This is a genomic window from Pseudarthrobacter raffinosi (assembly GCF_023913835.1).
GTDB lineage: Bacteria > Actinomycetota > Actinomycetes > Actinomycetales > Micrococcaceae > Arthrobacter > Arthrobacter raffinosi.
The window spans coordinates 346,007-368,849 of sequence record NZ_JAMXBG010000002.1; the positions used below are offsets into that span (position 1 = coordinate 346,007).

General features: G+C 64.9%; 15 protein-coding genes and 2 pseudogenes. 10 read left to right on the forward strand and 7 right to left on the reverse strand.

What is annotated here, in order from left to right; all coding sequences use genetic code 11:
• Nucleotides 1-34: 34 nt before the first annotated feature.
• Entirely contained in the window at nucleotides 35-2,428 is a 2,394-nt protein-coding gene (locus tag NG697_RS03455) for a RelA/SpoT family protein (RefSeq protein ID WP_305884330.1), read from the forward strand.
• Between the two features lie 108 nt (nucleotides 2,429-2,536).
• On the opposite strand, the pseudogene NG697_RS21525 reads toward NG697_RS03455, so the two are convergent.
• The 3 genes and pseudogenes from NG697_RS21525 to NG697_RS03470 all read right to left on the reverse strand — a co-directional run.
• Nucleotides 2,537-2,995 (reverse strand): annotated as a pseudogene (locus NG697_RS21525) (type IV toxin-antitoxin system AbiEi family antitoxin); the annotation flags it as partial.
• A 122-nt stretch (nucleotides 2,996-3,117) separates the two neighbouring features.
• Nucleotides 3,118-4,728: a DUF349 domain-containing protein gene (locus NG697_RS03465; protein WP_252599453.1), complete on the reverse strand. Its 1,611-nt coding sequence runs from the start codon at nucleotides 4,726-4,728 to the stop codon at nucleotides 3,118-3,120.
• A gap of 67 nt (nucleotides 4,729-4,795) precedes the next feature.
• Nucleotides 4,796-5,596: a peptidylprolyl isomerase gene (locus NG697_RS03470; RefSeq protein ID WP_252599452.1), complete on the reverse strand. Its 801-nt coding sequence runs from the start codon at nucleotides 5,594-5,596 to the stop codon at nucleotides 4,796-4,798.
• 231 nt (nucleotides 5,597-5,827) lie between these two features.
• Between NG697_RS03470 and hisS the strand changes: the two genes are divergently transcribed.
• On the forward strand, nucleotides 5,828-7,213 hold the full coding sequence (gene hisS / locus NG697_RS03475) for a histidine--tRNA ligase (protein ID WP_252599451.1): 1,386 nt from the start codon (nucleotides 5,828-5,830) through the stop codon (nucleotides 7,211-7,213).
• 16 nt (nucleotides 7,214-7,229) lie between these two features.
• Here hisS and NG697_RS03480 read toward each other — a convergent pair whose 3' ends face one another.
• Nucleotides 7,230-8,486: an APC family permease gene (locus NG697_RS03480; RefSeq protein ID WP_252599450.1), complete on the reverse strand. Its 1,257-nt coding sequence runs from the start codon at nucleotides 8,484-8,486 to the stop codon at nucleotides 7,230-7,232.
• A 109-nt stretch (nucleotides 8,487-8,595) separates the two neighbouring features.
• Between NG697_RS03480 and aspS the strand changes: the two genes are divergently transcribed.
• The 4 genes and pseudogenes from aspS (at nucleotide 8,596) to NG697_RS03495 (ending at nucleotide 12,409) form a co-directional block, all read left to right on the forward strand.
• On the forward strand, nucleotides 8,596-10,383 hold the full coding sequence (gene aspS, locus NG697_RS03485) for an aspartate--tRNA ligase (protein ID WP_252609597.1): 1,788 nt from the start codon (nucleotides 8,596-8,598) through the stop codon (nucleotides 10,381-10,383).
• A gap of 69 nt (nucleotides 10,384-10,452) precedes the next feature.
• Nucleotides 10,453-11,292 carry a GNAT family N-acetyltransferase gene (locus tag NG697_RS03490; RefSeq protein ID WP_252613627.1) on the forward strand — a complete coding sequence of 280 codons (840 nt, stop codon included), beginning with the start codon at nucleotides 10,453-10,455 and terminating at the stop codon, nucleotides 11,290-11,292.
• 573 nt (nucleotides 11,293-11,865) lie between these two features.
• Nucleotides 11,866-12,039: pseudogene (locus NG697_RS21310) on the forward strand (hypothetical protein); the annotation flags it as partial.
• A 94-nt stretch (nucleotides 12,040-12,133) separates the two neighbouring features.
• Entirely contained in the window at nucleotides 12,134-12,409 is a 276-nt protein-coding gene (locus tag NG697_RS03495; protein WP_252613628.1) for a glycosyl hydrolase family 65 domain-containing protein, read from the forward strand.
• Nucleotides 12,410-12,552: 143 nt separating this feature from the next.
• On the opposite strand, the gene NG697_RS03500 is transcribed toward NG697_RS03495, so the two are convergent.
• Nucleotides 12,553-13,005: a universal stress protein gene (locus tag NG697_RS03500; protein ID WP_252613629.1), complete on the reverse strand. Its 453-nt coding sequence runs from the start codon at nucleotides 13,003-13,005 to the stop codon at nucleotides 12,553-12,555.
• A gap of 237 nt (nucleotides 13,006-13,242) precedes the next feature.
• Here NG697_RS03500 and NG697_RS03505 point away from each other — a divergent pair, with 237 nt between their 5' ends.
• From NG697_RS03505 to NG697_RS03515, 3 genes are all read left to right on the forward strand, one after another.
• Nucleotides 13,243-15,801: a cation-translocating P-type ATPase gene (locus tag NG697_RS03505; RefSeq protein WP_252609621.1), complete on the forward strand. Its 2,559-nt coding sequence runs from the start codon at nucleotides 13,243-13,245 to the stop codon at nucleotides 15,799-15,801.
• A gap of 73 nt (nucleotides 15,802-15,874) precedes the next feature.
• Nucleotides 15,875-18,277 carry a phosphoenolpyruvate synthase gene (ppsA, locus tag NG697_RS03510; RefSeq protein ID WP_252613630.1) on the forward strand — a complete coding sequence of 801 codons (2,403 nt, stop codon included), beginning with the start codon at nucleotides 15,875-15,877 and terminating at the stop codon, nucleotides 18,275-18,277.
• Nucleotides 18,274-19,299, forward strand: coding sequence for a 6-phosphofructokinase (locus tag NG697_RS03515; RefSeq protein ID WP_252609604.1), 1,026 nt, complete (start codon nucleotides 18,274-18,276; stop codon nucleotides 19,297-19,299). Before ppsA ends, NG697_RS03515 begins: the two co-directional genes overlap by 4 nt.
• A 20-nt stretch (nucleotides 19,300-19,319) precedes the next feature.
• On the opposite strand, the gene NG697_RS03520 is transcribed toward NG697_RS03515, so the two are convergent.
• Nucleotides 19,320-19,742: an Hsp20/alpha crystallin family protein gene (locus NG697_RS03520; RefSeq protein WP_252568837.1), complete on the reverse strand. Its 423-nt coding sequence runs from the start codon at nucleotides 19,740-19,742 to the stop codon at nucleotides 19,320-19,322.
• Between the two features lie 165 nt (nucleotides 19,743-19,907).
• On the opposite strand from NG697_RS03520, the gene NG697_RS03525 reads away from it, so the two are divergent.
• Complete coding sequence (locus NG697_RS03525; RefSeq protein ID WP_252613631.1) at nucleotides 19,908-20,372, forward strand: pyridoxamine 5'-phosphate oxidase family protein; 465 nt, start codon at nucleotides 19,908-19,910, stop codon at nucleotides 20,370-20,372.
• Here NG697_RS03525 and NG697_RS03530 read toward each other — a convergent pair.
• On the reverse strand, nucleotides 20,369-22,834 hold the full coding sequence (locus tag NG697_RS03530; protein ID WP_252613632.1) for an HAD-IC family P-type ATPase: 2,466 nt from the start codon (nucleotides 22,832-22,834) through the stop codon (nucleotides 20,369-20,371). The genes NG697_RS03525 and NG697_RS03530 overlap by 4 nt on opposite strands.
• Between the last annotated feature and the right edge of the window lie 9 nt (nucleotides 22,835-22,843).

A 22,843-nucleotide genomic window follows, 5' to 3' on the forward strand; every position in this document is an offset into this window, starting at 1 on the left:
CTGGGGTAATTAAACAGTCGTGAGGGGTGCTTCATTGGAAGAACGTTCGGCGTCGGTGCCAGCGGCAGGCGGGGATAACAGTCCGGGACACGGAGTTCAGACCGGACTGACCGCTTCCGCACGCCCGGCGCCAGTTGTTCCCGTGGACAAATCGGGCGCCCGCCCTACATTTCCCGGACGCCGCGAACGTACCCGCTCCCGTCTGGCCCGGCTGACCGGCCGCGGCACGGCAACCTATTCGCCCATTCTTGAGCCGCTGCTGCGTACCGTCCGTGCGAACAACCCAAAAGAAGATTTTGATCTCATCCAGCGCGCCTTCGAGGTGGCTGAGCAGAGCCACCGTGGGCAGAAGCGCAAGAGCGGTGATCCCTACATCACCCACCCCGTGGCCGTAGCCACCATCCTCGCTGAGCTGGGCCTCAGCGGAACCACACTCGCCGCGGCACTGCTGCACGACACGGTCGAGGACACCCCTTACACACTGGCGGACCTCAAAAGGGACTTCGGTCCCGAGGTTGCCATGCTGGTGGACGGCGTCACCAAGCTGGACAAAGTCAGCTTTGGTGAAGCCGCGCAGTCCGAGACCGTCCGCAAGATGGTTGTGGCCATGGCCAAGGACATCCGGGTCCTGATGATCAAGCTCGCGGACAGGCTCCACAACGCCAGGACCTGGCGGTTTGTCTCCGCGGAGTCATCGGCACGAAAAGCCCGCGAAACCCTGGAAATATTCGCGCCCCTGGCCCACCGGCTGGGCATGAACACCATCAAATGGGAGTTGGAGGACCTGTCCTTCGCGGCCCTCTATCCAAAGGTCTATGAGGAAATCGTCCGGATGGTGGGCGACCGCACCCCGGAACGGGAGAAAAGCCTCGGCGTCATCCGGGACCAGATCACTGAGGATCTCCGTACTGCCCGGATCAAGGCCACCATCACCGGCAGGCCGAAGCACTATTACTCGATCTACCAGAAGATGGTCGTCCGGGACAAGGATTTCGACGACATCAACGACCTCATGGGCGTCCGTGTACTCGTCGATTCGGTCCGGGACTGTTACGCCGCCCTGGGCACTATGCATTCGCGCTGGAACCCGCTGCCGGGGCGGTTCAAAGACTACATCGCCATGCCCAAGTTCAATATGTACCAGTCGCTGCACACCACGGTGATCGGACCCGGCGGCAAGCCCGTGGAGATCCAGATCAGGACCCACGAAATGCACCGCCGTGCTGAGTACGGTGTGGCCGCCCACTGGAAGTACAAGGATCAGCCCAGCCGTACGGCTGTCGGGCCGGGCAGCCCCCGCGACGGTGACATGGGCTGGCTGAGGTCCCTGGTGGACTGGCAGCAGGAAACGTCCGATCCCGGGGAGTTCCTGGACTCGCTGCGGTTTGAGATCAATGCCCGCGAAGTCTTTGTCTTTACCCCCAAGGGTGAGGTCATGGCACTGCCCGCCGGATCGACTCCGGTGGATTTTGCCTACGCCGTCCACACCGAAGTGGGACACCGCACCATCGGCGCGCGGGTCAACGGCAAGCTTGTGCCCTTGAACAGCGAGCTAAACCACGGTGACTGGGTTGAGATCTTTACCTCCAAGGCCGAAGGTGCCGGGCCCAGCCAGGACTGGCAACACTTCGTCAAGAGTGCCCGCGCCCGGAACAAGATCCGCCAGTGGTTCAGCAAGGAACGGCGCGAAGAAGCAATCGACCGCGGCAAGGAACTGTTGACCCGCGCCATGCGCAAGCAAAACCTGCCCCTGCAGCGCCTGATGACGCACGAGGCCCTCGCGGCGGTAGCCGCAGAGTTCAAGTACCTTGACATCTCGGGCCTCTACGCCGGCGTGGGCGACGGTCATACGTCAGCGCAGTCGGTCATGGAGAAACTCGTTCAAAGCCTGGGCGGCAACGAGAGCACTGACGACGACATCACTGAAGTCAGCATCCCCACGCAGGTGGCCAAAACCAAGTTCTCCGATTCCGGCGTGGTGGTGCGCGGCGTTGGCGATGTCTGGGTGAAGCTCGCGCGCTGTTGCACGCCCGTTCCGCCGGACCCGATTCTCGGCTTTGTCACCCGCGGCTCCGGTGTTTCGGTGCACCGCACGGACTGCACCAACATTTCGGATCTCCGGGACCAGCCCGACAGGATTGTCGAGGTGGACTGGGCACCCACCCAGTCAAGTGTTTTCCTGGTGGAGATCCAGGTTGAGGCGCTGGACCGGAAGTCCCTGCTCTCCGACGTCACGCGTGTGCTGTCCGAGAACCACGTCAACATTCTGGCGGCAAGCGTGAACACCTCCACCGACAGGGTGGCCATCTCCAGGTTCGCCTTCGAGATGGGCGACCCCAAGTACCTCAGCCACGTTCTCAGTGCCGTGCGGCGCATCGACGGCGTGTTCGACGTCTACCGGACCACCGGTAACAAGCGCCGGAGCTAGCAAGGCCAGCTTTGCCAGTGCGGCCCGTTTGTGGGGGACCCGCGGGCTGGCCTCAATGGCCAGAATCAGCAGGCGCAGCCGCACGTCCCGCTCCGGACGGGCCAGCAACCCCGCCAGTGCTGGCAAGGCCCGGTGGGCGTCGACATGCAGGGCGATGTCGACGGCGGTGCGGAGTGGACTCGACACCATCAGCCCGCCCATGCTGACAACGTCGAACGGACCAAGCCGGACTTCATGGAGCGTGCAGCCCCTTGTGTTGCGGAGGCTCGAAATCCGCCGCTTCGCATCCACAAGCAAGGCCAGCCGGTCCGGTTCAGCCGCACAGCCGTAGATCCAGGCCGCCGTCATCCGCCCGGCCACCACGCGCTGCCTGACGGCCGCCGGAACCGCGTTGGCCACCGTTCTGGCCCGCACCTGGGGTGACGCGGGAGCATCCGGCAACGTGAAGCCGTGCTGGTGGAACTGCGCCAGGACACCGTCCGCTGCCAGCGACTGGAGTTCGGGCCACGCGAAAGGCTTGCCGGGCGAATACAGGTCCGGGTATTGGGGTGGTGGGGAGGTGGCCATCCCTCCATCCTGCCGCGTCTTCCCTTAACGCGCACAGGCCCGGTCCCGGTTATGTGGATAACCGGGACCGGGCCTGTGCGTCCTCCGACAGACGCCTGATGAAGGCGTCCTCAAACTACTTGCTAGGAAAGCTCGCTGGCCGAGCGCTGGATCTGGTCCAACCAGGCCTGCCTCGCCTCGAGGGCTTCGCGGGCCCCCTTGATCTTGCGCTGGTCGCCGGCTTTCTCGGCCTTGGCGAGATCGTCCTGCAGGCCGGAAATGGCTGCTTCCAGCTGCGACAGGGCGCTGTTGGTGCGGGCCTTCGTCTCAGGGTTGGAGCGCTGCCAGTTTTCCTCTTCGGCGTTGCGGACTGCGTCCTCCACCTTGCGGAGGCCGGCTTCGATGCGGCCCATGTCGGCGCGGGGCACCTTGCCGGCTTCTTCCCAGCGGTCCCGGACAGACTGGAGCGCCTTCTTCGCCGCGGCCAGGTCCTTGACCGGCAGAATGCTGTTCGCTTCGACAAGGAGCGCTTCCTTCACCGTGAGGTTGGCGGCGTATTCCTGGTCGATCTCCTCGTTGGCTGCCTGCCGGTGCGTGAAGAACACATCCTGCGCGGCACGGAAACGGGCCCAGAGGGCGTCGTCGTCCTTGCGGCTGGCGCGCGGTGAGGCCTTCCATTCATCCATGAGCCGGCGGTATTCGCCGGCCGCAAAGCCCCAGTCGGTGGACGAGGACAGAGCCTCGGCTTCGGCGATGAGCTTCTCCTTGGCCGATTTTGCGGCCGAGTTGGTGCTGTCCAGCTGGGAGAAGTACGCGCGGCGGTGACGGTCGAAAACTGTGCGGGCGGCACGGAACCGCTTCCACAAGGCGTCCTCGTTGCTGCGGCCAAGCCGGATGCCGCCCTTCTGGGCTGTCTTCCAGCTTTCAAAAAGATCGTTCATCCGGGCGCTGGAGGTCTTCCATTGGATCTGTGCTGGATCCTGCCCCGAGATCTCTTCGGCTTCGGCCACGATGGCCTCGCGGGCCGCGAGCTCGGCGGAGCGAACGGCGTCGTGTTCTGCCTTCTCTGCCTTTTCGAGTTCTGCGATCTGCACGGAAACAGCGTCGAGCCGCGCTTCGGTGGAACGAAGATCTCCCACCATGTTCCGCTCCGCCAGCTGCTCGCGCAGGTGCGTGACGGTCTTCTGCATATCGGTGCTGGGCGCCTTGGAGCTGATGCGCTGTTCCAGGAGCAGGACCTGCGCAACTATGTCGTCATGCTTCCGCGCGAAGTAGGCAAGGGCTTCGTCATTGCTGACGCCGGGGTACTGGCCCACCGGGTGCTCATCGCCGTCGATCGTCAGGAATACGTGGCCGTCACCCTCGACACGGCCCCACTTTGCAGCTTCCGCCAGCGAAGTCGCGGAGGCGACGGGTGCCGGTGCTGCCACAGGTGCGGCTGCTGCCGGCTTGGGCCGGGCAGCGAAGGCTGCCGGTGACGGGGCGGGTCGAGGTGCCGGAGCAGGCACCGGAGCCGGGGCTTCTTCAGCCGCGCTCTCGCCTTCAGCCGCGCTCTCTTCAACCGGGGCGGCCGGGACCTCGGCACGTTCGGCCTGGAGGCCCACGCTCTCTGGATCCACGTCCGCTTCAGTTGCGGTTTCGTCAACCGTGGCCTGTTCGGCGGTTGCCTGGACAGCGTCTGCCTGGTCAGCCACGGGGGCCGCTACCTCGGTCAGGTCTGCTGCTGTTTCGTCGGATTTCTGACTGTCTGTCACCGCTAAAAGTCTTTCGCTTGGAGGGAAATACTCACGTACTGCACCGCGGCCGTAACGGCCTGGCTTCCTACTTCAGAGAAACCGAGTCTATCGTGACTGGTTGCACAGGTGCGCCGTCTGATGCGCTGGAGCCGGGCTTGATTCCCGCGGCGGCAATGGCGTTGACTGCTTCCATTCCAGAGGTCACCTTGCCCACCACCGTATAGCCCCCGGCAGAGTCGGCGGGAATCACCGTGTCTTTGTAGACCACAAAGAACTGCTTGCCGTTACCGTAGGCGTTGTCGCCGGACCGGGCGATGGCAATCGTGCCCGCAGGGTAGATGTTGTCTGCCGGGGTGTTTTCGAGGGGACCCCAGGTGTACTCGGGGTCGGCAGCAGCGGTGGCGCCACCGCACTGCAGGAGTCCGAAGGTGTCGCCCGTGGTCAGCCGGTGGCACGCGCTGCCGTTGTAGAAGCCATCGTCCGTCAATGCTTTGAAGACCGCGGCAGCCTGGGGTGCCTTGGTACCGTCGATTTCGACGCCGAGCACGTTCCCGTTCAGTGCCAATTCACCGGTAAACACCTTCCCGGCGGCAGTGTCCGGGGCCGGGATGTTCGCGCCGTTCGTGGCCGGCGCGGAAGGCGTGGGGGAGTCGGTTGGGCTGGTCAGGCCGGCCTCCGCGGCGGCGAATTCCTCTTCGGTGGGATTGCCGGCAAAGGCAGTGAACTGAAGCACGACGGCGAGCAGGACGGCGGCGGTTCCGGCGCAGGCGGCGATGAGGTTGTCGCGCTTGCGGCGTTTCTCCTGGTCCCGCCGCAGCTCGCGCTTTGCCTCCATCTGCTGGATGCGCCGTTTGGCTTCGCGGGCGTTGCGTGGACTGGCCGCCAATGGTCCTCCTTGTATCGGGCCGCGTCCGGTAGGAACTGAATCCGGAGGCGGTTGTCTGCCGGCAGCCTTGCGGCGCCGCCGCCGTATTAGAGATGCCGGCGGATGACGCATAAACTGACTGCCGCACATAGTTTATGCATGAGTTGCCGGACTGCCGCCGTTCCCCGCCCGTTTCGGGCGGAATGCCGGGCAAAGTCCCAGGCACCCTTCATCAAGAGGAGAACATCCACCATGGCACGCACAGCCTCCCTGTCCGGATTCCCCGAGTGGCTTCCTGAGGAGCGGCTGGTGGAGCTGCACGTGCTGGACACCCTTCGCAAGGTTTTTGAGCTGCACGGCTTCGCGTCCATCGAGACCCGTGCCGTGGAAACCGTGGGCCAGCTGCTGCGCAAGGGTGAGATTGATAAGGAGGTCTACGGCCTCAGCCGCCTTCAGGACGACGATGCCGACACCTCCGACGCGGGCAAGGCCGGCAAAGCTGACCCCAACGCCCTCGCGCTCCACTTCGACCTCACTGTGCCTTTTGCGCGGTACGTCGTTGAGAACGCCGGGTACCTGGCGTTCCCGTTCCGGCGCTACCAGATCCAGAAAGTCTGGCGCGGGGAGCGCCCGCAGGAAGGCCGGGCCCGCGAATTCACCCAGGCAGACATCGATGTGGTGGGCGACGGCGAGCTGCCGTTCCGCTATGACGTGGAGATTGCCCTGGTCATTGCCGAAGCCTTGAGCGCACTGCCGATTCCGGACTTCCGCCTCCGGATCAACAACCGCAAGCTTGCCGAAGGCTTCTACCGCGGCATCGGCCTGGATGACACCGCCGGTGTGCTCCGCAGCATCGACAAGCTGGAAAAGATCGGCGCAGCCAAGGTCGCAGATCTGCTCAAGACCGAACTGGGTGCTACTGATGACCAGGCGCAGGCCGCGCTGAAGCTGGCAGGAATCCGTACCGAGGACACCTCGTTTGTGGCCCAGGTCCGTGCGCTCGGCGTGACGAACGACCTCCTTGAGGAGGGCCTGAATGAACTGGAACAGGTGATCGAAGCGGCCGTGCAGCGCGCGCCGGGCAAGGTTGTTGCCGATCTCAGCATCGCCCGCGGCCTGGATTACTACACCGGCACGGTGGTGGAGACGGTCCTGGTGGGCCACGAACAGCTCGGTTCCATCTGCTCCGGCGGCCGCTACGACGCGTTGGCGAGCAAGGGCAACCGCAAGTTCCCCGGCGTCGGCCTCTCCATCGGTGTGACGCGGCTGGTTTCGCGCATCCTGAGCCAGGACCTGGCCAAGGCCTCCCGTTCGGTGCCCACCGCCGTGCTGGTGGCGCTCACCACTGACGACAGCTGGGGTGCCGCGCAGGACGTTGCCGCCCAGCTCCGCAGCCGGGGCATCGCCACCGAAGTCGCTGCCAAGGCCGAGAAGTTCGGCAAGCAGATCAAATTCGCGGACCGCCGCGGGATCCCGTTCGTCTGGTTCACCGACGACGACGGCAAGCACCAGGTCAAGGACATCCGGTCCGGCGAGCAGGCCGACGCCGATCCCGCAACCTGGACGCCGCCGTCGGAAGACCTTAACGTCCAGGTCACAACAGTCCAGGTGCCAGCGGCAGCAGCCCAGCCGGCCTGACCGACCCGGTGTTCAGCTAGCGGCGCAGCCGAAGCACCACGAACCGGCCGGCCGCGCCGACGGCCAGCACGGCGGCCATCCCCAGCACCGAGACGTGCGGCAGCGTGAAAGCCAGCAGCAGGCAGCTGATGAAGCCAACCACATTGAGCCACCTCGGACCGTGGGCCGGGTGCTCCTCCAGGGTGTACGCCGCGGCGTTCGTCACCGCGTAGTAGATGAGCACACCGAAGCTGGAGAACCCCACCACCGTCATCACGTCAGTGGTCAGGATCAGGAAGATCACGACGGCGCCCACCGCCAGTTCCGCCACGAACGGCACCGTGTGCTTGCCGCCCACTCGTGCCAGGGGCGCCGGCAGATCGCGTTCCCGCGCCATGGCCAACGTTGTGCGGCCAACTCCCGTGATGAGCGCAAGCAACGCACCTAGGCACGCCGCTGCCGCGCCGGCCTGAACCACCGGCGCACCGGCGGCGAGTTGCGAATTGACCACAGCGTCCAGCAGCGGGGCCGTGGTGGCGGCCAGCTTGCCTTCGGTCAAGTGGTTTTGGAGCAGCAGCGCCAACGCCAGGTAGATGACGAAGGCGCCGGCGAGGGCAGCCAGGATCGCACGCGGAATGGTCCTGGCCGGATCCTTGACTTCCTCTCCGAGGGTGGCGATGCGCGCATAGCCGGCGAAGGCGAAGAACATCAGGCCGGCGGCCGGCAGCACGCCACTAAAGCCGGCGGTAGCTCCGCCGTCGGACGTTCCGCCTGCCGAAAAGTCCGCAGGATGCGGCCCCACGATGGCGGCAGCGGCAACAAACACCAGGGTGGCCAGGACAACGCACAGCAGGATTCTGGTCAGGAGTGCTGTGCGGGTAATGCCAAACAGGTTCACGGCGGTCAGCGCCACCACCGCAGCGATGGCAACCGGCACCGCGTAGCCCGGTGACACATAGTGGCCGAACGTCAGGGCCATGGCGGCGCAGGAGGCCGTCTTGCCGCTGACAAATCCCCAGCCGGCCAGGAAACCGGGCCATTCCCCCAGGCGCTTCCGGCCGTACACGTACGTTCCGCCGCTGGCCGGATACCGTGCAGCCAGTTCCGCGGAGGCCACCGCGTTGCAGTAGGCCACGGCACCCGCGATCAGGACCGAAAGGACCAGGAAATTTCCGGCCAGGCCCGCGGCGGGGGCGAAGACCACAAAAACGCCGGCCCCGAGCATGGAGCCCAGGCCGATGGACGTGGCGTCAAACACGCCGAGCCTCCGTTGAAGCTGCTGGTGTTCGGGCATGGGGGAGTCGCGCCTTTCCAGCGGGTAAACTCAGACGGGATTGTTCCCGGAACGATCCTATGCAGTTTTATCTTTTGTTTTCCTGCTGTCGTCTTCAGAAAGGCGTGCTGTGCTGCGCACACATGACCTCGGATCCCTTCGCTCCGAGCACATTGGACAAACCGTAACCCTGGCTGGCTGGGTGGGCCGCCGTCGTGATCACGGTGGTGTTGCATTCGTGGATCTGCGCGATGCGTCCGGCGTGGCCCAGGTTGTGGTCCGTGAGGAAGAGGTCTTCCATGGCCTGCGCAACGAGTACGTCCTGCAGATCACCGGCACCGTCTCCAAGCGCCCGGAGGGCAACGAGAACCCCGCTCTGGCCACTGGCGCCATCGAGGTCATGGCGGACAAGGTGGTTATCCTCAACACCTCCGATCCGCTGCCGTTCCAGATCGACGAGCACGTGGAGGTCGGTGAGGAAGCCCGCCTGAAGCACCGCTACCTCGACCTGCGCCGCCCCGGCCCCGCCCGCAACCTCCGGCTGCGCTCCGAAGCCAACCGGATTGCCCGTGAACTGCTCCACCAGGACGGTTTTGTCGAGATCGAGACCCCCACGCTGACGCGTTCGACGCCGGAAGGCGCCCGCGACTTCGTGGTCCCCGCCCGCCTGGCGCCGGGTTCCTGGTACGCACTGCCGCAGTCACCGCAGCTTTTCAAGCAGCTCCTGCAGGTGGGCGGCTTCGAGAAGTACTACCAGATCGCGCGCTGCTACCGCGACGAGGACTTCCGCGCCGACCGCCAGCCCGAATTCACCCAGCTGGACATCGAAGCCAGCTTCGTGGACCAGGACGACATCATTGCCCTGGGCGAAAACATCGTCAAGGCGCTGTGGAAGCTGATCGACGTCGAGATCCCCACGCCCATCCAGCGCATCACCTACGCAGACGCCATGGCGCGCTATGGCTCGGACAAGCCCGATCTCCGCTTCGGCGTGGAATTGACTGAGCTCACCGAATTCTTCAAGGACACCGGATTCGGCGTCTTCAAGGCCCCGTATGTCGGCGCCGTGGTGATGCCCGGCGGCGCTTCCCAGCCGCGACGCACCCTGGACGGCTGGCAGGAATTCGCCAAGCAGCGAGGCCACAAAGGCCTGGCCTACGTCCTCTTCAAGGAAGACGGCGAACTGGCCGGCCCTGTTGCCAAAAACCTGAACGAAACCGAGCGTGCAGGCCTCGCCGACGCCGTGGGCGCCAAGCCGGGCGACTGCATCTTCTTCGCCGCCGGTGAGAAGTCAGCGGCCCGTGCCCTCCTGGGTGCTGCACGCGTGGAGATCGGCCACCGCACCGGCCTGATCGACCCCAGCGCCTGGGCCTTCTGCTGGGTGGTTGACGCCCCCATGTTCGAACCGGCCGCCGCAGCGGTGGCGTCCGGCGATGTGGCTGTTGGCGCCGGAAAGTGGACGGCCGTCCACCACGCCTTCACCTCGCCCAAGCCCGAGTTCATGGACACGTTCGACAAGGACCCGGAATCGGCCCTGTCCTACGCTTACGATATCGTCTGCAACGGCAATGAAATCGGCGGCGGCTCCATCCGTATCCACGAGCGTGACGTCCAGGAACGCGTCTTCGAACTGATGGGGCTGGACAAGGCAGACGCCCAGACCAAGTTCGGCTTCCTGCTGGAAGGCTTCAAGTTCGGCGCTCCTCCGCACGGCGGCATCGCGTTCGGCTGGGACCGTGTGGTGGCATTGCTGGCGGGCGTTGAGTCCATCCGCGACGTTATTGCCTTCCCGAAGACAGGCAACGGATACGATCCGCTGACCCAGGCCCCCGCGCCGATCACGGCGCAGCAGCGCAAGGAAGCCGGCGTGGACTTCAAGCCCCAAACGAAAACGGAAGAGCCCAAAAAGGCCGAGTAATCTGAACACCGCAGTCGCGAGGCTCCCCGGGAAACCGGGGGGCCTTTCGCATCGGAAGGGTGGTATGCCATGACAGCTCCAGCTCCAGGACCTGCTCCGGCCTTGCCCGGGCTTGAGTCGCTGATGGACGCCGCCTGGCCGGGCCCGGACCGCGAGGAATCCGCCGGCTGGGTGCTTCGCGCGGCCTCGGGCGTGACCCAGCGCGCCAATTCGGTCTGGCCGCGGGAGCCGCAGGGCGACACCCGCCGGCAGCTCGAGGCTCTGCGTGCGGCGCGGCTCTGGTACCGCGGCCGGCGCCTGCCGTTGATTTTCCAGGTCTTCGATGATCCCCGCTCCACCGGACTGAATGCCATCCTCGACGGGGAAGGCTTCACCCGGCAGTCCGAAACACTGGTGATGTGCCGGAGCAACGGCGTCCAGGCGGCGGACCAACCTGCGCTAACCCATCCTGCGGCGGCCCAACCCGGCGTCGAGATCTCCACGGTCCCCAGCGATGAGTGGCTGGAGCTGTGGTGGAGCGTGGACGGCCGCGGCGGCCCGGCCGAGCGCGAGACCGCACGCAGCATCCTGGCAGGCTGCCCGTCGCTCTATGCGCTGGTGAGGTCCCACGACGGCGTTCCCGCCGCCGTCGGCCGGCTCGCTCTCCCTCCCGCCGGGGAAGCAACAGGGGGTTGGGGCGGGCTGTACTGCATGGCCACCCGCCCGGACGCCCGGCGGCGCGGCCATGCCCTGCGGATCATGCAGGCACTCTTGTACGAAGGCGCCGTCCGGAACCTGGCCGGCTACTGGCTGCTGGTCACCGCAGCAAACTCCGGGGCCCAGCAGCTCTACGCCAAGGCAGGATTCCAGGAAGCCTGCCGCTACCTTTACCGGCAGGAACGGCCCAAGCGGCACCTGACCGGCTGTTGACGGTGTTTGCGGCGGCTGCAATGCACGGGCGCATCCACGGCAGGGGTTCATCAAGGGCTCAGGTACATCATGGCTCCGGTACATCAACGCTTATCCCAAGGGGTTCGCGCCCGTCAGGTGGCCCGGTGGCGCCGGCGATCATCACCTTTTCGCCTGCGATCCCGATAACGTAAACACGGAGATCCTCCTGTTCGAGTGCGGTGTGGTCCACTGTCCGGGCCGCAAACTCCCTGCCGTCGCCGCTGACCATAAGAACGGGCGCGTGTGATGGCGTGGCCGCCCTTGGGTTGCCAGCAGCACAAACCCTTCGCCGTTAGTGGCCAGCCGGGGGGGAAGGCCACCTCCTGATCGGAGGACGGAGCATCCAGGTCGGTTCCGTGCTCCCAGGTCAGTCCGTTGTCGCCGCTGGAGTAGGTCGAATAGCGAACGGGTTTCCCGGTGGAGCTCTGTTGCACCAGGGCCACCGTCCGCGATGGCCCCGCAGTGAGCGACATCGAACGCCTGGACCTGATCCTCGAAGCCGAGGGCGACAGCACCAACCGGTAGAGGCTGGCCAACCAGGCTGACGTGCTGATGCTGCTCTACGTCCTTGGCGAGAAGGAATTGACGCTCTTTCTGGCCGGGGTGGGCTATGAAGTGTCCGCCGCACAACTCGCCGAGACAGTCGATTACTACCTGGCCCGCACGGCTCACGGCTCCACGCTCAGCCGCGTGGCACACGCTTCAGTGCTAGCCGCGATGGGCACGGAGCGGGCCTGGAGCACTTTCCGTGAGGCGCTGAGCGCTGACCTTCGACGACACCCAAGGCGGCACCACTCACACAGGCATCCACCTTGGCGCCATGGCCGGAACCATCGATGTTATCAGCGCAGCTTTGCTGGCCTCAGAATCACCAGTGATGCTCTTCTTTTCGCCCCAAAAATGCCAAAAGAAATTAGAGTCAGTTTCCTTCCGTGTCCGCTACCGGGACCATCTACTCGCCGTCAACCTCGAACACGGCACGTTGACTGTTTCAGCGGCTCCCGGAGACGCCTCCGCCATCCGGCTGCAGGTCGGCTCCGAACGCGTCCTTCTGGGCGCCGGCGATACACGGCACTTCCCGCTTGTTGCTGGCTAAGGTCTCCCGGCATGTACCTGTCCGGGGCAGGTCCGCTGAATAAGGAACCCGCTGAATCAGGGTCCGCTGAATAAGGAACCCGCTGAATCAGGTCCGCTGAATAAAGAACCCGCTGAATAAAGAAACACGACGGCGGGAATCACCTACGGAGAGGGCTTTCCCGCCCGGGGCGAGTGCACCACGAGGACAGGACAGTGCGCGTGGGCGACGCAGGCAGCGCTGACCGATCCGAGCAGCAGGCCGGCAAAACCGCCATGCCCGCGGCTTCCGACGACAAGTAGAGAGGCGCGCCTGCTTCCGCCAACTAACGACGTCCGTGCCGATCCGTGGACGAGCCTGACAATGACATGGCGCGGACGTTCGGGGCCAAAGGCTTCCGCGAGTGCACGCTCCAGATTTTCCTCAGCTTCGCGGGCAAAACCTTCTACCCCCATAGCAAGATAGTCTTCATAACCTGCCGGATACTCCCAGCATCCCCAGGCTTCCAGGCGGGTCCCAAGGGCCAGCGCCAGACGAGTCCCTTGGCGAAGAGCTTCGATGGATGCGTCGGAACCGTCCACGCCGACGATGATCTTCTCCTCAGCGGCTTTGGCCATGATCTTCTCCTCGCGTGCCGTACGTGCACAGGCTTCCTCAAAGCATGTACCCGGCGGTTAAGGACGAACAGGGTCCAAGGTCACGACGCCGGCACAGCGTCCGCATCAACGTCCCGGACCCCACCATGACCTTTGGCCCTAGACGCTACGGCCCACCTGGTGAAGCCTGTCAACGAACCAGACTTCGGCGAATTTGGAGTAGCAGTGACGCAACAAGGGGGTCCGCCCCGATTCGGACTGGATGCAACCGGTCTGAGTTCTGAACGCGCCGCAGCATTGCTCAGGGAGTCGGGGCCAAACGTTCTTCCCACCGCGAAGCCGGTACGGCAGTGGCGGAAGCTCCTGGGCGAGTTGACGCATTTTTTTGCACTGATGCTGTGGTGCGCCGCTGCACTTGCCTTCGTCGGAGGCCTCCCGGAGCTTGGTGTTGCTATCATCGTGGTGGTCGTCGTCAACGGGATTTTCGCCCACATCCAGCAGGAACGTGCCCAGCACGCGGCCGCAAAACTGCGCGCGCTGCTGCCCGCTGACGTCTCCGTCCGCCGGGACGGACACATCCAGAGGGTTCACACCAGTGAACTGGTCCCGGGTGACGCCGTGGTCCTGACAGCAGGTGACCGGGTGCCCGCCGACGTCGTCCTGACTGTTGCCTCCGGCTGTGCCGTGGATGAGTCAATGCTGACAGGCGAGAGTGAAGCGGTAGCTAAGGCCAGCGGCGACAGCGCCTGGGGCGGGACGTTCCTCGTCAACGGAGACGCAGACGCGGTAGTGTCCCACACAGGTGGAAACACGCGGCTTGCCGGAATCTCCGCGCTGACCAGTGGAACAGTATCTCCGCCGACACCGCTGGCCCGTGAGCTGCGCCGGATCGTCCACATCATCGCGACGGTAGCACTGGCCGTCGCCGGGTTCTTCTTCCTCGTGTCCTTGTTGGTAGGCATCCCTTGGCAGGGCGCTTTCCTCTTCGCCATCGGCGTCGCCGTTGCCCTGGTCCCCGAGGGGCTCCTGCCGACCGTCACTCTCTCACTGGCGATGGGGGCCCAACGGATGGCGGCGCGGAACGCCTTGGTCCGCAATCTGGAGGCCGTGGAAACTCTGGGATCCACCACTTTCATCTGTACCGACAAGACAGGAACCCTGACGCAGAACCGGATGAACGCCGTCGAAGTCTTTACAGCCGACGGCCGTGCGAAGGTGACGGGGGAGGGTTACCAGCCGGAGGCCGACATAGAGGGAACCGGGATCTCCGCGGCCACCAGTACCGCGCTCGCGGCACGGGCCGCCTCCCAGGGCAGGGCTGTCCTCCACGGAGTTGAGTGGAGGACGGCGGGGGATCCGATGGAGGCTGCCATTGACGTTCTGGCGCGCCGTCTTTCCGGGTCCGCTCCCGTAGATGCGATGCCTGCGCGGCGGTTCGCGTTTGATCCCCGCCGTCGGCGTGAATCGGCCATTGTCGGCGCCACCCTCTTTGTTAAAGGGGCGCCCGAATCGGTCCTGGCGCTCTGCGGAGAGTCCGCAGGCGCTGCGGCGGAAGAAGTTGAAGCGATGGCTTCCCGGGGGCTGCGGGTCATGGCGGTCGCGATGCGTGAGCTGCCCGGTCCGGTGCAGGACTGGCTGGGGCGCCTTCCCGAGGAGGCTGAAGTGGAGCTCACCCTGCTGGGGCTGATCGCCCTCCACGACCCGCCCCGGCCCGGCGTGGGGGAGGTGATCCAGACTGCCCGCGAAGCCGGGATCAGGGTCGGGATGATCACAGGCGACCATCCCGCCACGGCTGCGGCGATTGCCCGGGAAATCGGTCTGATGGGATCCCCGGAACTGGTTCTGGAAGGATCGCAGTTTCCTGAGGACGAACAGATCCTTGGCGCCTTGCTGGACCGGGATGGCATTGTGGTGAGCCGGGTCTCGCCGGAACAGAAGCTGCGGGTGGCCAAGGCGCTGCAGAGCCGCGGCCACGTCGTGGCCATGACAGGCGACGGCGTCAACGACGGTCCCGCGCTGCAGGAGGCCGATATCGGGGTGGCCATGGGACTCAGCGGAACTGACGTTGCCCGTGAAGCTGCCGATCTGGTGCTCCTGGATGACCACTTCGCCACGATCGTCGCAGCCATCGAACAGGGCCGGACCACGTACTCCAACATTCACCGCTTCCTGACCTACCACCTGACAGACAACGTTGCCGAACTGACGCCCTTCGTCATCTGGGCACTGTCCGGCGGCCAGTTCCCGCTCGCCCTCGGTGTACTGCAGATCCTCGCCCTCGACATCGGCACCGACCTCCTTCCCGCCCTCGCCCTGGGCGGCGAACCGCCAGGAAAAGGTGTGCTGAAGCGGCCACCCGAAAGACGGCATCTGATGGACCGCCGGCTGATGTTCCGGGTGTTCTGCGTGCTGGGTCCCGTGGAAGCGGCCATGGAAATGACGGCGTTTTCCGTGGTGCTGTTCGGCGGCGGGTGGACGCGCGGAGACCCGCAGGATGCCGATCTGGTGATGGCGGCGTCCGGAGCCGCCTTCACCGCCGTCGTGCTTGGCCAGCTGGCCAATGCTTTCGCCTGCCGCAGCGCCACCCTGCCGCCCTGGAAGCAGGGCTGGCTCACTAATCGCCTGCTGCTCTGGGCGGTGCTGGCAGAAATCGGCGCTTTGGCCGTGTGCCTTTACGCAGTGCCTGTTTCCGCCGTACTTGGACACCTCCCGCCGCCGCTCCTCGGGTTCGCCGTTGCGGCTTTGGCTGTTCCCGCGGTGCTGGCAGCCGACTGGGCTTACAAGAGGCTAAGACGGCACGGAACAAAAGCCGGATAGCACCCTTCTCACGCCGGAGTCCGCAGGACCAAAGCCTCTGCTGCTGCCGCGGCTGACCCGGGAGGATCGAGCCATGAATGCAAGGACGACGATGACCGACGTTCACGTGGTGTGGCTGGAAGACGTAGGGATGGGCGATGTGCCCTCCGTGGGCGGCAAGAACGCATCGCTGGGTGAGCTGACACGCTCCCTGATAAGTTCGGGCGTCCGGGTACCGGAGGGCTTTGCCACCACGGCCTCCGCCTACCGGGCGTTCGTCGCCGCCAACGGCATCGAACCGGCGATGCGTGCCTCGATCGATGCATACCGGGCGGGCCGGACAAGGCTGCGGGAAGCCGGCGAATCCATCCGGGAACTCATCCTTGAAGGGCAGTTTCCGCCGGACATCGCCGCCGACATCAGGGAACACTACAGAGCCTTGTCCCAACGGACAGGACAGGCCCGGGCCTCGGTTGCCGTGCGCAGCAGCGCCACGGCAGAGGACCTTCCGGACGCGAGTTTCGCCGGCCAGCAGGAAACCTTCCTTAACGTTGCCGGCGAGCGGGAGCTGATGGAGGCCTGCAGGCGGTGTTATGCCTCGCTGTACACCGACCGGGCCATCAGCTACCGGGAAATCAAGGGGTTCGACCATCTGGATGTGGCCTTGTCCATCGGCGTGCAGAGGATGGTGCGTTCAGACCTTGGGGCATCCGGGGTGATGTTTTCCATCGACACAGAATCAGGATTCCCGCGCAGCGTGCTGATCAGCGCCGCGTGGGGGCTGGGAGAAACGGTGGTCCAGGGCACCATCAACCCCGATAAGTACCAGGTATTCAAGCCACTGCTGTCCACCACACAATTTGCACCGATCATCGAGAAAACAATGGGCTCGAAAGAACGGAAGATGGTTTACAGCCGGGGCGGGCACGCGCGAACCAGGACAGTTGACACGACAGACCTGGAGCGGCGCTCCTTGGTACTCACCGAGTCCGAGATTTTGACCCTAGCTCGCTGGGCTGTGGCGGTGGAGGACCACTACGGGTGTCCTATGGACATGGAGTGGGCCAAAGACGGGTCCACCGGCGAACTCTTCATGGTCCAGGCACGGCCGGAGACTGTCCAGGCGCGGCGCAGCGGGTCCGTTTTCCGCGTCTACCACCTTCGCGAATCGGGCCCTCGGCTTGTCTCCGGTGCGGCGATCGGTGAATCGATCGCGCACGGCTCCGCCTGTGTGGTCCGGGACGCCCGGGACATCGACAAATTCCGGGACGGCGCCATCCTGGTGACCCAAATGACCGACCCTGACTGGGTTCCCATCATGCAGCGCGCCGCCGGCATCGTTACCGACCACGGCGGCCCGACAAGCCATGCCGCGATTGTGAGCAGGGAGCTGGGCGTGCCCGCCGTGGTGGGGACAGGAAACGGCACCTCGGTCCTTGAGGAAGGAAAGCCCATCACGCTTTCCTGCGCGGGCGGTGAGGACGGGGAGGTCTACGAGGGCACCCTCGCTTTCGATGTCGAAGAGGTTGACCTCGGGGCCCTGCCTGCGACCCGGACCGCCGTCATGGTCAACATCGCCAGCCCGTCAGCCGCCTTCCAGTGGTGGCGCCTGCCCGCGGCCGGCGTGGGCCTGGCACGGATGGAATTCATCATCAGCAACCTCATCCGGATCCATCCCATGGCGCTGGTCCATCCCGAACGCGTCACAGACGCCGGCGAGGCTGCACGCATCAGGGAGCTCACGTGCGGCTACACCGACCTGCAGGAATACTTCGTTGACGTCCTCGCCAGGGGCATCGCCAAGATCGCGGCGCCCTATCACCCGCTCCCCGTGATCGTCAGGCTCAGCGACTTCAAAAGCAACGAATACGCACACCTGATCGGAGGCGGCTCCTTCGAAGTTGCCGAAGAGAATCCCATGCTGGGATTCCGCGGGGCCTCGCGTTACTACGACAAGCGTTACCGGGAAGGATTCGCCCTGGAATGCCGGGCGCTGAAACGAGTACGCGAGAAACTCGGATTCTCCAACGTCATTGTCATGGTGCCGTTCTGCCGCACCCTCCACGAGGCAGACCTGGTGACCAAGGTGATGGCAGAAAACGGCCTGGTCCGTGGTGAGGAGGGACTGCAGATCTACATGATGTGCGAGGTTCCCTCGAACGTCATCCTCGCGTCGGAATTCGCCCGGCGCTTCGACGGATTCTCCATAGGGTCGAATGACCTGACACAGCTTGTCCTGGGGGTTGACCGCGATTCTGAACAGCTGGCCGGGCTTTTTGACGAGAGGGACGAAGCGGTCACGTCGATGATCGCAGAGGTTATCGGCAAGGCGCATGCAGCCGGGATCAAGATCGGTATCTGCGGCCAGGGCCCGAGCAACCACCCGGACTTCGCGGAATTCCTGGTGAAGGAGGGCATCGATTCCATTTCGCTCAACCCCGACACGTACCTCAAGACGGTTCCCGTGATCGCTGCGGCCGAAAAGTCCGAAAAGTGACTCGGCTGGGCATTCTCACGAGCGGCGGAGACTGCCCCGGGCTGAATGCGGTGATCCGCGGTGCAGTGCTGAGTGGCGTCATTTCCCACGGGTATGACTTTGTCGGTTTCCGGGACGGGTGGCGAGGGGTGCTTGACGGGGACGTGGTCCCGTTGCCGCGGCACGCCGTGCGGGGACTTTCCCGTCTTGGCGGGACCATCCTTGGTACATCGAGGACCAATCCGCTAAAGGAAGGCGGAGTGGGGGCGGTGCGCGAAAGCCTCAGCCGTCTCGGAGTGGACGGCCTGGTCGCCATCGGGGGAGAGGGCACCCTGGCGGCCGCGCAGGAACTGTCAGACCAGGGAATTAAGGTGGTGGGCGTTCCAAAGACCATCGATAATGACCTCGACGCCACCGATTTCACCTTCGGCTTCGACACCGCGGTCCAGACGGCGACAGAGGCCATCGACCGGCTGCGCACCACGGGGGAGTCGCATCACCGCTGCATGATCGCAGAAGTCATGGGCCGAAATGCCGGCTGGATCGCCCTTCATGCCGGGATGGCTTCCGGCGCCCACGCCATCCTCATTCCGGAACACACGGTTCCGTTGGGGCAGGTTGCCGGGTGGGTGCAGTCCGCACACGACCGCGGGCGGGCACCGTTGGTGGTTGTCGCAGAGGCGTTCGTCCCGGAGGGCCAGGACGCGCCGTACTCGCCCCGCGGCCTGGACACCTTCGGCAGGCCCCGGCTGGGCGGAATCGGTGTGCTCATGGAGCACGAACTGCAGTCGCTGACCGGAATCGAAACCCGGGCGACGGTTTTGGGGCACATCCAGCGGGGTGGCGCCCCCACCGCCTTTGACAGGGTGCTGGCCACACGGCTGGGCATGGCCGCTGTCGAATCCACCGCCACCGGCCGTTGGGGGACCATGGTCTCCCTGCACGGTACCAGCATCGTGAACGTCGGATTTGACGCTGCGCTGGGCCGGCTCAAGACCGTTCCCGAGGACCGTTACCGTGAGGCAGCGGTCCTGTTCGGCTGATCCGTGGCCGGATCCTGCTGTTAGCCGCGCGTTATCTCGATCTTCCTCGCCGGGGGCTGCTGGGCGGCCGTCGGCACCGGCGTCCTGACCTCCAGCACCCCGTCCCTGTAGGAAGCAGTGATGTCCTCCTGTTGAACGCCGTCGGGCAAAGCGAGCCTCCGCACGAAAGAACCATAGCGGAACTCCGAGCGGTAACTGTCCTTTTCCTTCTGCTCGGACTGCTCCCTGCGCTCGGCCTTGATCTCAAGGGCGCCGTCAACGATGGTGACGCTGACGTCCTTGTCCGGATCGATCCCTGGCAGTTCGGCCCGGACCACAAGTGTGTTGCCTTCAACCGATTCTTCGACGCGGATCCCCGACGCCGCTGTATCACCTTCGAAAATTCTTTCAATCATCTCGACGGGGGAGCGCCGGGTGTCAAACCATTTCATCAAATCAGCCATGGCTGCCTCCTTGCTTGGATGACCGTCGGGGCATGACGTGCCCGACTCCTTAAGGGTCGGGCAAAGGGCCGGGAGGACCCAGAGGCTTTGGTCCTGAGTGCCGGGAAGGTTGCGCTGATGGTGCGGTTCAATGCGAGCCGGCATTGGAGGGCTAGGATCAGTTGCATGAGCAGCTCCCCCTCAGAGTCTCACACGGAAGTCCTCGCCCCGGCTGACTGCTGGAAGTATCTCCAGTCTTCCTATATCGGGCGGCTGGCCGTGATCAACGGTGCGGTCCCCGAGATGTTTCCCTTGAACTTCATGACTGTCGGCGAAACGGTGGTCTTCCGCACGGCGCCCGGCACGAAACTTCGTGCCCTCCTCAGCGGCGCCGCCGTGGCTTTTGAGACAGACGGGCTGAATGCATACGCCACCGAAGTGTGGAGCGTTGTGGTCAAGGGAATGCCTGGGCCGTTTGACGGAGATCCGGCGGCCCTCCAGGAAGCCGGTCCTGACCGCGAACCGTGGCAGGCCGGACTCAAAGAGCATCTGGTGCAGATCGTCCCTACGGAGGTCTCCGGGCGAAGGTTTGCGGTTTCGCCGCGCACGCGCTGGTGGCCGCCGCAGGATTTTTCGGCGGACTGGCTCTAGGGCCGCGCCACTGAGTTCTGTGTCACCTTCGCAGGCCTATCGACAGGGTACCGCCGTGCGTGGACCTGGCTTAGTGCCAGGACCGCAAGGATGGCGACGGAGGCGGCGGCAAACGAGGCAGTTGTGAGTTCAGGAGGTGGCCATTCGAGCATAAAGAATTCCTGCAGGATGGGGACGGTCATCAGCAGGAACAGGCCCAGGCACATGGCTGCAATGATGGCCACGCGCAGGGCGCTGACCGGGCGGCTGACAGCCGCCAGCACGCTCAGGGCAACCAGGGAAAGGGTTACCACGGAGGCGGTGCGGCTGGCTCCGGCGCTGAAGCCGCCCGCCGCCACGGAATACACTTGCACAGCCAGTACCGCCGTCGCGACGATGATTCCGGCCGGGACGGCCATGGCCAGTGACCGTTTCAAGAATCCAGGTTTGTAGCGGCGTGGATTGCTCATCAGGGCCAGAAAGAACGCGGGGATGCCGATGGTGAGACCGTCAGTGGCGGAGAGCTGCCGGGGCAGGAACGGAAAGCTCCACAACAGCGCTCCGAACACTATCGACAGGACTACCGCGTAGGTTGTTTTGCTTAGGAACAGCACCGAGACCCGCTCAATGTTGACGATGACCTGGCGGCCTTCGGCCACGACTGCAGGAAGCCTGTCAAAGCGCCCGTCCAAAAGCACTAATTGGGCCACGGCTTTGGTGGCGGGTGCCGCAGTGTCCATGGCGATCCCGATGTCCGCTTCCTTCACTGCCAGGGCGTCGTTGACGCCGTCACCCGTCATGGCGACGGTGTGCCCCATTCTCTGCAGCGCCATGACCATATCTTTCTTCTGGGCGGGCGTCACTCGACCGAACACGGACAAGCCGTCCAGCGTTTCCTCCATCAGGTGAGGATCTGAGGGCAGGTGCCGCGCATCGTAGCCGACGACGGCGTCGAGCCCCACCTCACGGGCCACCGCCATGACCGTCCGGTGGTCATCGCCGGAGAGGATCTTCACGGCAACGCCCTGCTGGCGGAAATAGGACAGGGTCTGCGCTGCATCGGGGCGGACTTTTTCCCGGAATGTCAGCAGTGTGGCGGCTGTAAGCCCTGGTGGCAGTTGCACGTCGTCGGGATCCCTTTCGGGCGCAACGTCCTGCGAGTAAGCCAGTACCAGGGTGCGTAAACCCGCCCACGCGAGGCGGCGGGACTGGACCAGGACGTCACCGGTGGATGCGTTGTTCCCCTGCAAGACCATCTCGGGTGCACCGAGCACCCACGTTCCCGCAGCAGCATGAGGCGAAGAGAAACTCGCTGCGCTCCACTTCCTGGCGGAAGAGAAAGGAACGACGGCGGCCGGGACCCGGTTGCCGTCAAAGGCGAAGGTGCCCGCCAGGCTGCGGGCGGTGGCGTTGGCGTGGGGGTCGGCGCCGAACCATCCCAGTGCCTCCCTCCAGCCCGGCGGAGATGGAATGCCCGCAGCGTGCACACCGTCGAAGACCACCCTGCCCTCCGTCAGGGTACCGGTCTTATCGATGCACAGAACGTCCACACGGGCCAGTCCCTCCACAGCTGCCAGTTCCTGCACCAACACATTTTGGCGGGCCAGCCGGACACCACCGACCGCGAACGCAACACTGGTCATGAGCACCAGGCCCAAGGGAATCATGGCGATGGCGCCCGCCACTGCGCCAACGAGCGCCTCCACCCAGGCCCCGGTGGTGAAAGCCAGATCCCAGCCACCCTTAGCCTGCATCTGGCCGTTGGTGACGATCACGACGACAGGGAAGAGAGCCCAGCTGATCCACCGAAGGACGCGGTCGATCCCGTTGCGGATCTCTGAATTAACCAGGGAAAAACGTTTCGCCTCCGCGGTGAGCCGGCTGGCGTACGAGCCGGCCCCTACGCCGACCACCCGCGCCTCGCCTTGCCCCGCCGTGATGGTGGAACCCGACCACACGGTGGAGCCCCTGCCCTTGCCTACGGGTTCAGACTCGCCGGTAAGGAAGGATTCGTCAATTTCAAGGCCATCCCCGCTGATGATGACGGCGTCTGCCACGACCTGGTCGCCGGCATGCAGTACCGCGACGTCGTCCAGGACGACGTCGGAAACTGCGATGTCCTGGACCTGGCCTTCACGGAGCACCCTGGCCCGGGGGGCGTCAAGGACGGCCAGCCGGTCCAGCAGCCTCTTGGCGCGGTACTCCTGGACCACGCCGATGACGGCGTTGCTGAGCGCGGCGAAGCCGAAGAGCGCGTCCTTCCACTGCCCCAGGAAGAGCAAGAGCAGGAAGCAGCCGCCAACAATGCCGTTAAAGAGGGTCAGCACATTCGCCCGGACAATCTGCCACAGGCTTCTGCTCGAATTGTCGGGAACTCCGTTGGCCAGGCCTGCCAGCGTTCGTTCCTTCACATCATCGGCGGAGAGACCGGATCCTGCGGGAGCATCAGCCCCGGGCGGATATGGCGCCGCTGCCGTGCCCACGCGGCTCAC

What these genes read in the sequence shown, in the direction of transcription:
- hisS (WP_252599451.1), top strand. Translation starts at nt 5,828, where the DNA reads ATGGCACGCACAGCCTCCCTGTCCGGATTCCCCGAGTGGCTTCCTGAG.
- NG697_RS03480 (WP_252599450.1), bottom strand. Translation starts at nt 8,486, where the DNA reads ATGCCCGAACACCAGCAGCTTCAACGGAGGCTCGGCGTGTTTGACGCC.
- NG697_RS03490 (WP_252613627.1), top strand. Translation starts at nt 10,453, where the DNA reads ATGACAGCTCCAGCTCCAGGACCTGCTCCGGCCTTGCCCGGGCTTGAG.
- NG697_RS03495 (WP_252613628.1), top strand. Translation starts at nt 12,134, where the DNA reads ATGGCCGGAACCATCGATGTTATCAGCGCAGCTTTGCTGGCCTCAGAA.
- NG697_RS03500 (WP_252613629.1), bottom strand. Translation starts at nt 13,005, where the DNA reads ATGGCCAAAGCCGCTGAGGAGAAGATCATCGTCGGCGTGGACGGTTCC.
- ppsA (WP_252613630.1), top strand. Translation starts at nt 15,875, where the DNA reads ATGAATGCAAGGACGACGATGACCGACGTTCACGTGGTGTGGCTGGAA.
- NG697_RS03520 (WP_252568837.1), bottom strand. Translation starts at nt 19,742, where the DNA reads ATGGCTGATTTGATGAAATGGTTTGACACCCGGCGCTCCCCCGTCGAG.
- NG697_RS03525 (WP_252613631.1), top strand. Translation starts at nt 19,908, where the DNA reads ATGAGCAGCTCCCCCTCAGAGTCTCACACGGAAGTCCTCGCCCCGGCT.